Source organism: Shewanella sp. P1-14-1, assembly GCF_001401775.1.
In the GTDB taxonomy this organism is placed as follows: Bacteria; Pseudomonadota; Gammaproteobacteria; order Enterobacterales; family Shewanellaceae; genus Shewanella; species Shewanella japonica.
The window spans coordinates 1-15,774 of the sequence record NZ_LKTL01000013.1; the positions used below are offsets into that span (position 1 = coordinate 1).

General features: G+C 40.8%; 14 protein-coding genes. 2 read left to right on the forward strand and 12 right to left on the reverse strand.

Annotated elements, in window-relative coordinates; all coding sequences use genetic code 11:
* Positions 1–386: 386 nt before the first annotated feature.
* Entirely contained in the window at positions 387–935 is a 549-nt protein-coding gene (gmhB, locus tag AN944_RS10775; protein ID WP_055024624.1) for a D-glycero-beta-D-manno-heptose 1,7-bisphosphate 7-phosphatase, read from the reverse strand.
* 160 nt (positions 936–1,095) lie between these two features.
* On the opposite strand from gmhB, the gene AN944_RS10780 reads away from it, so the two are divergent.
* Both AN944_RS10780 and AN944_RS10785 read left to right on the forward strand, forming a co-directional pair.
* On the forward strand, positions 1,096–1,767 hold the full coding sequence (locus tag AN944_RS10780; RefSeq protein ID WP_055024625.1) for a GntR family transcriptional regulator: 672 nt from the start codon (positions 1,096–1,098) through the stop codon (positions 1,765–1,767).
* A gap of 60 nt (positions 1,768–1,827) precedes the next feature.
* Complete coding sequence (locus AN944_RS10785) at positions 1,828–2,895, forward strand: ketoacyl-ACP synthase III (RefSeq protein ID WP_055024626.1); 1,068 nt, start codon at positions 1,828–1,830, stop codon at positions 2,893–2,895.
* A 96-nt stretch (positions 2,896–2,991) separates the two neighbouring features.
* On the opposite strand, the gene AN944_RS10790 is transcribed toward AN944_RS10785, so the two are convergent.
* The 11 genes from AN944_RS10790 to AN944_RS10840 form a co-directional block, all read right to left on the reverse strand.
* Positions 2,992–3,681, reverse strand: coding sequence for an exonuclease domain-containing protein (locus AN944_RS10790; RefSeq protein WP_082419987.1), 690 nt, complete (start codon positions 3,679–3,681; stop codon positions 2,992–2,994).
* Between the two features lie 3 nt (positions 3,682–3,684).
* Positions 3,685–5,556, reverse strand: coding sequence for a DUF294 nucleotidyltransferase-like domain-containing protein (locus AN944_RS10795; RefSeq protein WP_055024627.1), 1,872 nt, complete (start codon positions 5,554–5,556; stop codon positions 3,685–3,687).
* Positions 5,557–5,710: 154 nt separating this feature from the next.
* Positions 5,711–7,429 (reverse strand): sodium:solute symporter family protein, encoded by a 1,719-nt coding sequence (locus tag AN944_RS10800; RefSeq protein ID WP_055024628.1) that lies wholly within the window; start codon positions 7,427–7,429, stop codon positions 5,711–5,713.
* A 10-nt stretch (positions 7,430–7,439) separates the two neighbouring features.
* Entirely contained in the window at positions 7,440–7,706 is a 267-nt protein-coding gene (locus tag AN944_RS10805) for a DUF4212 domain-containing protein (RefSeq protein ID WP_055024629.1), read from the reverse strand.
* 362 nt (positions 7,707–8,068) lie between these two features.
* The gene (locus AN944_RS10810; protein WP_119969438.1) at positions 8,069–8,290 is read right to left on the reverse strand and encodes a hypothetical protein; all 222 of its coding nucleotides are present in this window, start codon (positions 8,288–8,290) and stop codon (positions 8,069–8,071) included.
* A gap of 34 nt (positions 8,291–8,324) precedes the next feature.
* Positions 8,325–9,125, reverse strand: coding sequence for a hypothetical protein (locus AN944_RS10815; protein ID WP_055024631.1), 801 nt, complete (start codon positions 9,123–9,125; stop codon positions 8,325–8,327).
* Between the two features lie 2 nt (positions 9,126–9,127).
* The gene (locus tag AN944_RS10820) at positions 9,128–9,667 is read right to left on the reverse strand and encodes a hypothetical protein (protein ID WP_055024632.1); all 540 of its coding nucleotides are present in this window, start codon (positions 9,665–9,667) and stop codon (positions 9,128–9,130) included.
* A gap of 23 nt (positions 9,668–9,690) precedes the next feature.
* Entirely contained in the window at positions 9,691–10,428 is a 738-nt protein-coding gene (locus tag AN944_RS10825; protein ID WP_055024633.1) for an energy-coupling factor transporter transmembrane component T, read from the reverse strand.
* A complete protein-coding gene (locus AN944_RS10830; protein WP_055024634.1) occupies positions 10,425–11,975 on the reverse strand; it encodes an ATP-binding cassette domain-containing protein in 1,551 nt (516 codons plus the stop codon). The genes AN944_RS10825 and AN944_RS10830 overlap by 4 nt, the downstream gene beginning before the upstream one ends.
* A gap of 3 nt (positions 11,976–11,978) precedes the next feature.
* Positions 11,979–14,036 (reverse strand): TonB-dependent siderophore receptor, encoded by a 2,058-nt coding sequence (locus AN944_RS10835; protein ID WP_055024635.1) that lies wholly within the window; start codon positions 14,034–14,036, stop codon positions 11,979–11,981.
* A 233-nt stretch (positions 14,037–14,269) separates the two neighbouring features.
* Positions 14,270–15,751: a sigma-54 dependent transcriptional regulator gene (locus AN944_RS10840; RefSeq protein WP_055024636.1), complete on the reverse strand. Its 1,482-nt coding sequence runs from the start codon at positions 15,749–15,751 to the stop codon at positions 14,270–14,272.
* Positions 15,752–15,774 lie beyond the last annotated feature (23 nt).

The following is a 15,774-nucleotide window of genomic DNA, read 5'->3' on the forward strand; positions in this document are numbered from 1 at the left end:
GGAAGAATCTACATCCTGTTTGTTACATATTGCTATGAACACTCATCACTTACGTGATACAGAAAATATTGATAATAATTTTGATTGCTGCATTCTTTACGAGAAAGAGTGAGCAATTTCGATTAACTCAACACCTGTGAGTGTCCACACAGATTACTTGATAAATTGTTAAAGAGCGGACTCGGTAACTAGCGTTTGACGCCTTGTTCCGTGTCAGTGGTTGCGCATTATAGGGAAATCATTTTATCCCGCAAGTGCTTTTCTTAATTAATTTATAAAAAAACGCTCAAAAGCACACTTTTTAAACGTTTCGAGCTAAAATCCATCAAAAAAGCTCGTTACAGCACCTTTCATGGCAATTTTATCGTTAACTAAGAGATGTTTTATTACGACTTTAAGAAAGCTGGTACATCGGCAATGCTGTCTACTACTCCATCGGCAAGCTCAATACCCGCTTCATCAACGACTTTACCACTTCTCACTAATATAGCTGTGTTAATGCCCGCTGCTTTTGCAGCTCTCATATCATCAGCTTTATCACCCACCATAATTGAATTAGCCATATCAATTTTTAAAAACTTTGCTGCATCAAGCATCATTCCCGGTTTAGGTTTTCGGCAATCACAATCTTGCTTATATTCCCCGAGTCCTTTTTCTGGATGATGCGGACAATAGTAGATGCCATCTAATTCAACACCTTTATCTGCAAAGTTCCAATCCATCCATTCGGTTAAATGGTGAAAGTCATCCTCTGAGTACATTCCACGAGCAATACCAGACTGATTAGTCACCACCACGATTTTATAACCAATTTTCTTGAATGCCAGGCAGGCTTCAAATACGCCTTCGATATATTCAAAGTCATCAACAAGGTGTACATAACCTTTATCAATATTAATGACTCCGTCACGATCTAAGAACACGGCTTTATTCACGGTACTATTACTCCTAAATTCTTTATTATTCTGATTATCCCATTACTGGAAAAATTATGCACTTGTATTATAAAAGGAAGATTTTTTAAGGTTGTACTTTATAAAGCGTTCAGTAAAGGTTACCCTTCCGTAGATATTTTGTGGCATTTATTAAGAAGTAATGAGTCAAATAACACCAATAATTCATAAAACACGAACTCAAGCAGTGGTAGAAGTCTTGCGTGAGCGCATATTATCTGGCTTTATCAAAGCAGGTGAGCCACTTAGACAATCAGCTATAGCTGAGCAGCTTAATGTTAGTCGAATTCCTGTGCGAGAAGCGCTTGTTCAACTAGAAGCTGAAGGATTAGTTAAATTCGAAGCACACAAAGGTGCAACAGCCACTGAACTTTCTGTTGAACAAGTCACAGAATTATTTGAATTAAGGGCTATGATTGAAACAGATCTTCTCGCAAAAGCCATTCCCAACTTGCAAGATGAAAATTTCGAACAAGCTGATCAAGTGCTGTCTCAATTAGAGACTGCATTAAAGGAAAAAGACTCTGTGGCCACATGGAGCGAACTCAATACTCAGTTTCATACCTGTTTATACGAAGCCGCTAACAAACCGCATACACTTGAAGTCGTTCATGGACTGAACAATAGCTGCGATCGCTATATACGCTTACAGCTATTATTAACAGGCGGAATTCCAACAGCAGAACGCGAGCATCGCGAACTGTTTGAGTTGTGCAAAAACAAAGATATCGATAAAGCGACCCAACTTTTACGCCAGCACATTTTAGGTGCAGCAAAGGCAATTAAGAAGCTAGTGATTCAACAAATAGACTAACTATTGCCTCTACGTCGTTTATCAAAAGATTAATTTAAAATTTATTTGAGAGAAAACCACATGCAGTATGCTCATATTACCGGTTGGGGAAAATGCGTCCCACCAGCAAAACTGACTAATGACGACTTAGCCACCTTCATGGATACTTCTGATGAGTGGATTAAGACACGTACTGGGATCAGCGAACGACATATTTCTCACGTTAACACATCTGAGTTAGCGACTGTTGCAGCGAAAAATGCACTCGCTGCTGCAGGTATTGACGGTAGTGAACTGGATTTAATGATACTTGCAACAGCAAGCCCAGACACCTTGATTCCTAATATTGCTTCTACTGTTCAAGCTAATGTAGGGGCAACATGCGGCGCTTTTGATATTAACGCTGCTTGTAGTGGTTTCTTATATGCCCTTGGTATGGGCAGCTCTATGATAAAAAGTGGCCAGAACAAGAAAGTGCTTGTTATTGGCGCAGAGCGATTATCTTTTTATCTAGATTGGTCACGACGTGAAACCGCCGTATTATTTGGCGATGGTGCAGGCGCTGTTGTTATTGAAGCTAGTAATGAACCAGGTGGTGTTTTAGGTTACGAGCTTAATAATGATCCTGCTGCACGTGATATCTTATCATCAGGTTTCGGCACCCAGATGGACCGATTTGATTCTGCATCTCTGGATTTCTTTATTAACCTAAACGGACAAGAAGTCTTTAAACGCGCGATTCATGGTATGGGTGGGTTAAGCACTAAGGTCTTAGCTAATTGCGACATGACAAAAGAAGACGTTGATTTGGTGATTCCACATCAAGCAAACGAGCGTATTATTGATACTTTAATCAGTCGAATGAAGATCCCTAAAGAAAAAGCCTTCGTCAACATTGCGAAATACGGCAACACGTCTGCAGCGACTATTCCTATTGCGATTTGTGATGCATTAGAACAAGGCCGCATTAATTCAGGACAAACTATTTTATCATGTGCATTTGGCGCAGGATTAACATCAGCGGCTCTATTATTAAAATGGGGTGAGCGAACAACTCCGATTAATGCACCTACTGCGGAGCTACCTCCGTGTGAAGTTTCTGCACTTGACTTAATTAAACCTGCAGTAGAGTTTTTTACTAAGCGTTAAGCATTTTTAACCTTTAAGTATTTAACCAAACTCATTACTAAAAAAACCAGCAAAGTGCTGGTTTTTTTTTATTTTAATCATCACAAATAACTACAGTTAAATTGATATGAACTCCGATACGGTAAGTTTTTGACTATCACCAATGGAATTCACTTGAGCAATAAAAAGCTCTGCACACGCAATTGCGTCAACCAATGCTGCATGACCTGAATAAGTAGGTAAACCATATCGCTGCCTGCAAGCATCTAAACGTAAGCTTCCCTCTTTTAATACATCATGCTGACGAAGTAGCCGCTGTTTTTCAGTCGCTAAAGTATCGATAAAGGGTAACCGAATTTGCCTGTTATACACTTTAGCCAAATGAGATTGTATAAAGCTAATGTCCATTGGTGCATGATGAGCTACAAGAATATGTCCCTGAGTACGGTCAATAAACCATTCCATCGCATCAATTAGCGAGGCTCCTTCAGACACATGCTGATCGACAATGCCATGTACTGTTGCACTTTGCCCTACACTCCCATCAATATTAACCATGCACTGCTGAGCTTTTGTTAAAGGGATTGAACATGGGATTGTATCTAATTCAATAGGCACAATGCCGATACTGATTATTTCATCTTTTAACGGGTCAAGCCCCGTCATTTCGAGATCAACGGCCATCAATCTCGATGTGGAAAGTGGTTTGTTTATCACATTTAAATACGCTTTTTGATAGTCATAAAGCTTATCTTTATGGCCAAACATTTCATAATGTAAACGTGCTTTAAGCCAGAGTTCATTCACAGGTTAAAAACTCCGCATAAATTTCATTCTAAGACCTGATTGAGCATCGTGAACGACTTTAAAGGCATCACGTAACTGATGACGCATTAGTGATGACATTTGTTGTGGTTTTAAATAGTTAGTAACGTTTTGTTGGCTTGTATATTGCTCTCCTTGATTTGAAAGACGCATATGAGCTATAAATTCAAGCGCATCGGCGAGGTTGAGTGCATCCTTACGGTTTATGATATTGGCATCCATTAATGCACGAATTCGTTTTGGTGTATTCACTTCGGCAATACCCGCACTTAGTGCATAGACTCTGGCAATATCATTGATTAATGCGACGCCTTTGTGCTTTAAATCCATTCCTTTCACTTCACTGCCATCACGCTCAAGCACAAACTTTCTAAAAAAACCTAATGGCGGCGATTCCACTAATGAATTACCTGCCATTCCAGCAAGAAAGATATCGTTATCTTTAGTGCGTTCAAGTACATGACTTTGCAATTGATCAAACAAGCTTTGTGGACCATATACGGCACGCATATCAAAAAAGATACTGGCATGCATTAACGCTTTAGGCTCAGGAGAATTTAACCAGCTTTCAAAATGTTTTTGCCATTTATCAAGAGGTAAACGCCATTTAGGGTTTTGCGCCATAATATCCCCGGGGCAATAAACATAACCACATTTATCAAGCCCTTCACAAACCGCATGGGTTAGCGCATTAAAATAACCTTTAGCATGTTCATCAGGTTCATGAGCAAGTAACAATCCATTATCTTGATCAGAACAAGCAGCTTGATCTTGTCTTCCTTGAGAGCCAAATGCTAACCAACAAAAAGCCATCGGCGCAGCCCCTAGAATTTGCTGATTTAACACAATTAGCCTACGAGTTAACGCATCGGTGACTGAAGTTAGCACCCGACCAACTTCTTCAGCTCGCGCATCGGCACTTATGAGGTTTTGCAGTAAAACAGGGATCTGTTTACTGACCTGAATTAAACTAGCAATGTCATGTTGCCGCTCAATTTCACCTATTAGTAAAAGAGGTTGCGAACTTTGACCACGTAATATATCTGTACTGGTCAAAATACCGACAGGTTTAGTAACTTCATCATCGTTCACTTCATTCGTCATTATCGGCAAATGGTGTATACCGTGCTCACTCATCAATAGCATGGCTTCGAATACGAGATCGTTTTCAAACAATACTTTGGGATTTGCAGTCATTGCTTGATGCACTGCTAATGTACCGTCAAACCCCTCAGCTAAAACCCGATTTCGCAGGTCTCTATCAGTTAATATCCCGATTAGTTTGCCGTTATCTATCACAAGTACCGACGATACCCTAGCGACACGCATTTTTTTTGCAGCTTCACTTACACTAGCATAAGCATTAATCGTTAGGGGATCAGACGACATCAAGCTGTTAATCCGACTCGTCGTTGTTAAATCCTTTGCCTTAAAACGAGCTTGATGGCGTAACCTTTTAGCAAAAGCACGATTAAAAAAGCGATCAAACTCTCGGCTTTCTTTTCGTAAGTAATTAAAGGTTTCAGGGTTTAAGTGATAAACCAGGCTATCTTCGAGAATTTGCACCTGATTACTGACTTTCTCACCCGATAACAAAGATGGAAAACCAAAATAATCCCCTTCTCCAAGTCTATCTAACAACTCACCTTCTTGATCCCGTACTTCAAAGGAACCTGAACGAACAATGTATAGCTGTGGATGCGACTCATCTAACGGGACCGTTCCGCTAGCTTTGCTGTAATAGCCAATAGAGAGTTGCTGACAACATCGAGCTAAGTCTGATGAAGATAAAGAATCAAATGGAATTAACCCACTGATAAATTGCGTGATCGGTTGAAGTTCACTTGCGTCTTTCATAACACTCCATCATTTTCTCACCTCGATGAATTCACTATATGAAAAACCACTGCATGACACTATTCGACCTATGGCCAGTAACTTGATGTAAAATAATGTTTGGTTAAAAACAAAAAGAGCGCCGAAGCGCTCTTTACCGTTCAAGTTCATCTTGTTAGTGATCTTGAGCGCCACCAGCTCCTTTAGGGAAGCGAATAGACTCAACCATCTCAACAACATCTTGTGGTACATCTTTAGTCACTTTACTAACAGCGAATGCGACACCAAAGTTAATGAACATACCTACCATACCGAATCCTTCAGGTGAAATACCTAAGAACCAGTTATCGCTGACGTTAGCTGCAGGGTTCACGAATTTGAAGTAAACGATATAACCAGCAGTAAACAGTAGACCCGTTAACATACCAGCAATTGCCCCTTCCTTATTCACAGTCTTAGAGAAGATACCCATAATAATTGCTGGGAATAATGACGATGCAGCAAGACCGAACGCAATCGCAACAACCGCAGCCACAAAGCCTGGAGGATTAATCCCGAAGTAACCCGCCATGACAACACCTAACGCTGCGGCAATTCGGGCATACTTAAGCTCCTCTTTATCAGAAATATTGGGCATTAAGTTTTTCTTCAATAAGTCATGAGAAACAGACGTTGAAATTACCAATAGTAACCCAGCCGATGTAGAGAGTGCCGCCGCTAAGCCACCAGCTGCGACTAATGCAATCACCCATGCTGGAAGTGAAGCAATTTCAGGCGTAGCAAGTACCATGATATCGCGGTCAATCTTCATTTCATTGGTATCGCCTTTAGAATAATAAATGTTGCCATCGTTATTTTTATCATCCCAAGTAATTAAGCCTGTTTTTTCCCAGTTTTTAATCCAGTTAGGTGCACTTTCATATGACACACCTGTAGATTCTGGACCATTGATTGTTTCAATCATATTTACACGTGAGAAAGCAGCAAGTGCAGGAATTGTTGTATACATAATCGCGATAAATACAAGCGCCCAACCAGCAGATAAACGTGCATCTTTTACTTTAGGTACAGTGAAGAAGCGCACGATTACATGCGGTAAACCCGCAGTACCAAACATTAATGCGCCCGTAATAAAGAACACATCAATCATGCTCTTTGAGCCTTCCGTATATTGGGAGAAACCGAGCTCCGCAGATAAACCATCGAGCTTATCTAAGAGGTAAACCCCAGTCCCATTACCAGCAGCATCAACAAGCTCAGCACCAAAACCGATTTGAGGTAAAATATGGCCTGTCATCATCACTGAGATGAAAATGGCTGGTACCATGAAAGCAAAAATAAGCACACAATACTGTGCAACTTGAGTGTAAGTAATCCCTTTCATACCACCAAGTACAGCGTAAAAGAACACCACTGCCATACCGATATAAACACCCGTTTCTACTTCAACTTCTAAGAAGCGGGAGAATACAACACCCACACCACGCATTTGACCTGCTATATAAGTAAAACAGATGAAAATGGCGCAAACGACCGCAACGGTTCGTGCAGCTTGTGAGTAATAACGGTCACCAATAAAATCTGGTACGGTAAATTTACCAAACTTACGTAGGTAAGGAGCCATACACAGCGCTAGCAGAACATAGCCTCCCGTCCAACCCATTAAGTAAACTGAACCATCATAACCAGTAAACGACACGATACCTGCCAGCGAGATAAATGATGCCGCTGACATCCAATCGGCAGCAGTTGCCATGCCATTCATTACAGGTGGAACCCCACCACCAGCAACATAGAACTCTTTAGTAGAACCAGCACGAGACCAAATGGCGATACCGATATATAGGGCAAATGTGACCCCAACAATGAGATAAGTTAACGTTTGAACATCCATGATTTATTCCTTAGTCTTCGTGTACGTTATATTTTTTATCTAAAGCATTCGCTTTCGCTACATACACAAAAATCAGTGCAACAAACACATACATGGCACCTTGTTGTGCAAACCAAAAACCTAATTTAAAGCCCATAAAGGTAATTTCGTTCAAAACATCTACGAGTAAAATACCGCAACCAAAAGACACGAATGCCCAAATTGCGAGTAACCCCAATACTAAGCGTAAATTTTCACGCCAATACCCCGTTGCCTTGTCTTCATTTTCAAAAGCCATTGTGACTCCCCTGTCTTAATTATTTTTAAAGTCGTTAGTTAATCTAGCAACTAAAAATGTGACGACAATCACGACCTTAGTCTAAAGGTGAACAAAATCAAAAAAGGAAACTAACAACAAATAACCACAAAAACAGCAACTTACAACGTAACGTTTTAAATAAATGGTATACAAGAGAGTTATCTGAGTTAGACCAAGGTCGAATTAAAAATTGAAGAAAAGAGCTTGTGGGTATGCATATGAAGATAGAGAAACGGTGTAATTAGCAGTTTGTCGTGCGTACATAATCATGAGAGTGACTCTCTGTCACTCTCATAGTCATAGTCATAGTCATAATGAAGGGTGTAACCCTATCATTGGCATTAAGATATAACCGACATCCCTCTGCATTCAAAGCCTTCAATCAACCAGCGCCGCTTCATACAATTAAAACAGCTTCTAGGCACATCATCGATCATTTCATCTTCATCATCTTCCATAAAGTGATTGCAATGAAAAGCCGCTTGTTGCGCCATATCCGTGGCTTCATTTGTAAAACGAAACAACCAACGACCTTGGTCTAAATAAAACCAATTGGTGACCATAACTGACTCTTTATTAACCATTTATATTCGCTTATTAATATTTTTTTAATTGCTGTTTTAAGGCGTTACGCCAATGAAACTCACCAGTCGTTTCATCTTGATGCTGGTACACCAATAACGCGAACTTATGATTGTGCATGACAGCTTTAATTTTACCGCTGACATCAATAAGCTCATCTTCATTGAGTAAAAAACCGTTTAACTCTATTACCGCATCTAAGCCAGTTAACTGCTTAATTTCTCTTACGCTTATGGTTAATTCAGAATGCGCGTCTTTTAGACCGACTTTAAGCTGGCCTTTCACACGTCCATCGTGTCCAGATAAACGTAAGCCCATACCCGCTATCGCACCAATAATTCCCTGACCCGTTCCGCCATGTTCAGATAAATCGACTCCAATTTCAGCTGCTAATTCATAAGCATCTTTCTTGGTTTTTACCAAGCGCTTTGCATCTTGGCCAAATGAAATCAATTGCTGAATGTCATCAGCCGTTAATAAATCTTTATCAGCTATCGCTAGACCTGGATCAGCTGCTGATGCACACTCAGTGGCCAAATGTGCAATACAGATATCTTTGATTTCAGCTAATGCTAAGCCAGAGGTGACTTCAAAGCACATGGCACTATTATGCGATGTATACGGAATGTCTGGGTGTACAAATAATTGATGCCTTGTTACCCAAGTGGGTGAGTGAACGAGACTCAAACCATCCGAATCGTTATTGAAACTTGCCTTTGAAAGCAATAGCTGCAGAATTTCCTCTGCAATCTCACCAGTCCCTTTTGTGCCAATATCATCAGTATCATCAATACAAATTAACCAGGTTCTAAGCATTGTTATGACATCCTATTTCTTGTGATTAAATCATGGGCATCCAATCGATTAATAATGATTGGGACGAGTAAGGCACCAGCTATTGCAAACAAACCACCTTTAAAGCTGCTTACCCCAAACTGCACAAGTGCAACTTGCGGATCCATTCCCACTAGCAGGTTTTGTATCCAAGATTTGCTTGCCCAAGCGATACTGCCAATAACAGCCAATAAAATGCAGCGCCAACGTAAACTAAATAAATTAGCGATAAATATGAGCGCTACATCCATCGCAAAAGCCGGTAATGCAAACTTAAGCAATATAAATGGTCCGCCTTTCCCGACGCCTAAGATCATGGCTAACAGGCCAGCTAACAGTCCGCATAACGTCATGCTGCCAATTTTATTCGTAGCGCCGTAGCAGACTAAATAAAATAAGCTCATTAAAAACATCGAGTGTCCTGTTAAACCTAGTTTCATTCGCATCATGCTTTTAATCGCCACCAACAAGGTGGCGCAAAATCCGATGAACAATGCATTTTGAAGTGTGAAGCCTTGCTTCATTAATGATTCTCCTAAATTAGACGTTAAATAAATGGCCAATGGGAATGATGCCTTTGCCTATCGAAATGCCTTTGCTGTGCAGACTTGGCGATATGTTTTGATAGGCTTAGCAGTTGAATTAGCAAAGGAAATAACACGCAGCGAATAAGCTCGACCCAATTTAAAGGGTTAATCAACTGTTTAGGCGTTATTCGGGCACCACGTAGACATTGGATATGATAAATATCTCGTACTTCTTGAGTGATATAAGGTAATAGTTTGATGGAAGTGGTAATAACGAACGCCCACTTACTTGGTAAAATAAAGCACAATACTTGGCTCATATGGTGTGACGTTTGAGTACTCGCAAGCCACCAACTCGGTAACATCACTAACATAATTCTAAGCACGACAATCAATGCTTCAATGACTTTATCGCTGCCATAAAATAAAACATATAAACCGACAGTAATGACCAACTGAATAGCAAATAGTTTAAGTAATGGGCTTAATCGCGCTTTGTAAAAACGAGCATGAATAAGTAAAGCAATATTAATGAGCAAAATGTAGCTAAGCTGCGAAGTCGTCACTAAAAACGCACTGCTTGATAAGACAATACTAAACACCATGGCAAGCGCACACAGGCATTTGGCTTTAAAGGATTGTCGAAGCATTTTTGAATACTCGCACCCTTTATTAGCCTGATTATCATTGCTTGAAGCCAGCTTATGACTCTTCATCATGTGATTTACACTACAACCTTGAAGTCGTTTTTTAGTCATAGGTTAACCTCACACATATCGGCTAAGGCAGGTTGCCGGCCTGAAGCTTGTCCCTTTTGAAAATCCTGCCCTTGCTGAGAGTCCTGCCCTTGCTGAGAGAGCTGCTCGAGCTGAGAATGCGGCTCGTTATGAAAGTACCGCTCGCGCTGAAAGCACTGGGTTAATTTCCCATCAGCAATCTGCCAGACTTTACTTAAGCGCGTTTTCATTATTGGCCTATGACTTGTTATAAGAATAGCTCCACCTTGCAAACAAAAGTCTGTCAATGCATCAATCACATAAGAAAAATACTGACTATCTAAACCCGCAAAAGGGTCATCAAGTAATAACACTTTAGGCTTTAAACAAAGTACTGAGGCTAAGGCAACTAAATGTTGTTGACCGTATGACAGCTTATGCGGGGATTGAGCCGCCAAATGACTGATATTGAGCTGAGTTAATATTTCACTCGCACGTGACACTGGTAAACCAAATCGCTTTAAACTAAATTCAACCTCTTGTTGCACAGACACTTCAAATAACTGTCTAGATGGACGCTGCATCAAAAAGCCCAGGTCCTGTCCAAAAGTACCAAGTTTAACCGGCTTGCCTAACATCAAAATCGCGTGCTGATTTTTATCATCAATACCGACAATTTGATTCAACAAGCTTGTTTTTCCGCAGCCATTTTCTCCAAACAGCCCAACCATTTCACCAGCGTAAAGCTGCAACTCTTGGCTAAGTTCAATCAATGGCGGCTTATCAGTAAATTGAACCGTCAAGGGTGATATAGCTAACCTGATGTCAGTTTGTGCAGATACCGTTATAGCTTGAACAGCTGGCATATTTAACCGCCAAAGTTCAGTATTTTCTCTCAGTTGTGGCTTGTTAGCTAAATGCGTTAAAGGGCAAGTTTCTGCTTTCTGAATGGGCGCTTTATCCTGTTTATGCAGCACGCCGTTTTTTAATAGCCAATGTGTATTGATAACTTGGGAGAATGCCGCAGAATGGTGCTCTGTCATCACGACACTTACCCCCGAATCCACAAGCTGTTTTAGAGCCTCATTTAACTCAACAACACCAGCATCATCCAATTGTGCCCATGGTTCATCAATAAAAATCACATTGGGACGAAGCACAAGCTGCGCAGCTAACATCAGCCGATATTTTTGTCCAAGCGACAAATTACTCACTTGCGTATCTAATGGTAAATCGAGTCCTACTTGCTGTAATGCTTGCAAAACAAGTTGCAGCATCTCAGGTGCAGGAAAGGCTAAGTTTTCTAAACCAAAGGCAACTTCTGCACCCACAGTTTCTCGAATAAGCTGTATATGGGGATCTTGCATAACGAGGCCTAAACGAAGGCCATCGCTATGTAATATCTCACCTTTAAAATCAAATTCACTTGGCATTGCCATCAGCTGTAGCAAGGAGGACTTACCTGCGCCAGTCTCACCACAAATACAGTGGCACTCGCCCGCTATCACGGTAAAGTTCAATTTCTTAAAAAGCGCTACAGATGATGACTGATGTCGAAAACTAACTTCATGCAATGCCAATAATGTCATTGGTTACAACTGCCAATTAATACCAACAAAGATCTGTCTGCCTGCTTGAGGCAATGCTTCACTTTGATAGTAGTTTTCATCCAGTAAATTTGTCGCTCGAATATAGGCTTCTAAATGATCCACCATCAATGGCTGCACAATATTGATATCAACTAATGTGTAGTTATCCACTTCATTTCTAACTGAGATTGTTTCACCTGAAATTTTCTCGCTGGTGTAATAAATTTGATCGGCAATATATTCAACGTTCAGGTTTACACTCATACCGAAATCGAATTGATAAAGGCCTTGGAATCTAAACTGATGTTTTGGTCGATACTCTAATTCGTTCATAAGATCATTATCAGAATCTTCAGCATCTAAATAGCTGTAAGAGACTGTCAAATCTAAGTCATCGAAGTATTCGTTTCTTACAGAAAAATCGACCCCTTTAAACGCGTAGTTACTGATATTTTGATAAACACCGTCATTGTCTTTGGCAATGTAGTTTTCAGCGTCAGTGTAATAGCCGGTAATATCTAAGCTGGTGTTATAAGCTAACCCTTGATTCAGACCTAACTCAACATGTGATGATTCCTCAGGCTCTAGCTCACTGTTACCTGATGATTGCGCATAGAGGTTTCTTAATGATGGAAAACGCACTTTACGAGCAATACCTGCATGCAGTTTACTGTCCTCAGTCACTCGCCAAAAACTAGAAAGTTGCGCCGAGTAATTAGTATCGTCAGCATCATCACGCTCTTGACTGTGCGCCGCACCGCCGATAGTGACGCCGTACTTACCGTCATTCTGGTACTGATATTCGACGGCAAGCGTATTTAACCAGCCATCCTTATTAAAATCATCACTTGAACCTGAACCATCGCCACTTCCAGAACCTGAACCACTGCCACTGCCACTGCCACTGCCACTGCCACTGCCACTGCCAAGAATAGAGGCGCTACTTGTATTAGCCTCATAATTAACGGATTCCCAACTTTGCTTTTCGCTAATAATTGACCCTGTTAATAAACCCGCTGTATCAAAATCAGCAATCAGCTGTAAGTTCCCGCCCTGCACCGTTGATATGCCAGCTTGCGTAGAATCGATATCGCTGTAATCGCTACTGGTATAGACAGTTTCAAATACCTGACTTTCGTTATGGTAGCCATAGCCTCGTAACGCGAGACGATCAGAAAACTTATGTGCAAAGCCTAACTGAACAATGGTGCTTTCAAAATCATCAACTCGTTCAAACTTAGATTTACTGGTTCCTGTGCCATCCGTGCTTGGTTTACCCCAATTGCCAGACTTATAGTTTACATTTGCGCTCAACATCGTTTCATCAGAAACAAAGTAGCTTCCTTGGGCATAAAAGTTATCGACAGTCTTATCAGCATTTAAACGTGTATCACCACTTTGCTCATCCGTATCTTCAAAATCTGATGACATCGGGAATCCATCAGTTTGCTGGCGGTTATAACTAGCAAAACCTTGCCACTTTTCACCGCTACCGGCTAAGTTCACATTGCCATTTATTGTGTCATTTTCTGCGAACTCAAGGTTACCGGATACACTTGGAGCGCTATCCCCTTGTCGAGTGATAATGTTGATCACACCACCCGCACCACCTGGTCCGTAAAGCACAGACGTTGGGCCAACTGAGACTTCAACTGACTCAATTTGTGAAGCTGGTATGACACTTGGATCAAACTGACCGTCTTCAGCATCATTGGCAGGAACACCATTAATTAAGTAAATAACATGGCGCGCTTTAAATCCGCGAATATCGACTCTCGGCGTTCCCTGCCCGCCAACTCGTACGTATATGCCAGGTACATTTGCCAGAATTAAGTCAAGACTTTGTGCGCCTGAGGCTTCTATTTCTTCTCGTGAGATATCCCAGTGAGTCATAGAAGACTGCGCCGCTGTAGGGCCTTCACCTTTTACAACAATCACCTCTTGAATCTTCAGAACGGGATCGCGTTCAATCGTTTCTGCATAGGTATTTAAGCTGGCTAAAATAGCAATGGATAACACTGAATAACGCAATGATTTTTGCGCAGGCTTGCTCATGTTCATTGTGCGACAACATCCTAATTAATAAGTCCTATTTGAGTGCGAGCATTGTTGCGATCGCAATCTAAAAACTCAACTAGGACCCATTAAAACTACAACCAACACGACAAAATCTGACAAATTGGAAATCAAAACCAAAAAAAAGGACAAAATGTCCTTTTAAAGTGCATAAATATCAAACTAGAGGCAAACTTGATGCAATCAGCATTTATGAATTAGTGATGAATTATTGGTTTTCAGTCTTTCGCCCATTCATTTAATTTTCTATCGATGGTTTTGCGAGAGATATTTAAGTGTTCTGCTGCTAATAGCTTATTGCCTTGGTAAATATTCATTACCCGCAAAATATGGGCTTTCTCGATGTGCTTAAGATCCCATTCAATGGGAAAGAAGTGCTGAGTAGATGAAGTAACCTCGCTAATACTTTGCCTATCAGCCTGTTGGCAATCGGTATGAGGGTTTTGCTTAAAGTACTCATTGGGAGGTACATTCATCATCAAACACTGCTCAACCGTATTTTTTAACTCTTGAATATTCCCTGGCCAATCATATTCTGTCAGGGTTTGATAATCAGTAATCCGCCACGCGTTAAAACGTGTGAGTAAATCTTCAGCAACAAAAACGTCAGTTGCAATCAATTGACTCACAAAAAACTTAACGAGTAAGACAATATCCTCAGAACGTTGATTCAAAGGAGGTAAATGAAGGTAGAGACACGCCAATCGATGATAGAGCTCTGATGAAAAAGCCCCTTGTTGAACTCGCCTCAAGAGTGAAGAATGACTCAAACTGACTACTCTCAGCTTTAGAGTAGACAACAAACTAACTGAGTCTAACAATTGCATTAAAGCAATTTGACCAGTAACAGATAGACTATCCACATGTGCCAAAACAAGCTGTACATATCGCCTTGGATTAGAGGTTGCTTTATCACAACCAGCTAAAGCCGTCTTCGTTAGCTGCAACTCATCACGGCAGTCTATAACAACTTGTTGGCAAGGACGGTCTGCCAACTGCAATAATTGATGAGTCGCTAACTTCTTACCGGTACCAACAAGGCCTTCGATCAATATAGGAGAATTAGATACACTGGCACTGAGTATGTTAGCTCTCATCGTTTCTGCAATGCTACTGTCACCAACAAGCTGTGAGTATGACTTAACGGGCTGACATGTTTGCAGGGAAACTTGCTTAGATGACAACCGATAACGCTTACACCAATTCGCAATGATAGATTCTGAGTCACGATACTGAATCGGCTTATTTATAAAATCCTTCGCCCCCTTTCTCATCATGGCTAATATATCGTCAGCCTCAGGCACCCTACTAAGCACAATGAAATGCTCTGGGTAACAATACTTATCATCAGCAGATTGAAGTTCGATGTTATGGGTTACAGCGTCAAATGAAGAATCGTGTATTGGAAAGTCACTGTTATTAATACCTTGATGAATAACATCACTAGCAAGATGTTGACGGTTTAGCATCTGCCAAAATGTTTCGACCAACTTGATATCAATAACAACCAAATCGAAATTGAATCGCCGAAAATTGACTACCGCTAATTCAAGCGTTCTTGCGTGCTGAATCAACCTGAAGTATCGAGATAATATCGGCTCAAGACTTTGCCAAGCACTTAAGTCCGGCTCAATCACCATGACAGCCATATCCAATTGCATTGGGTCAGAAACATGCTCGTTTAATTTAGCCTTATTCATTAACGGTTATCCAAGCGTAAGTC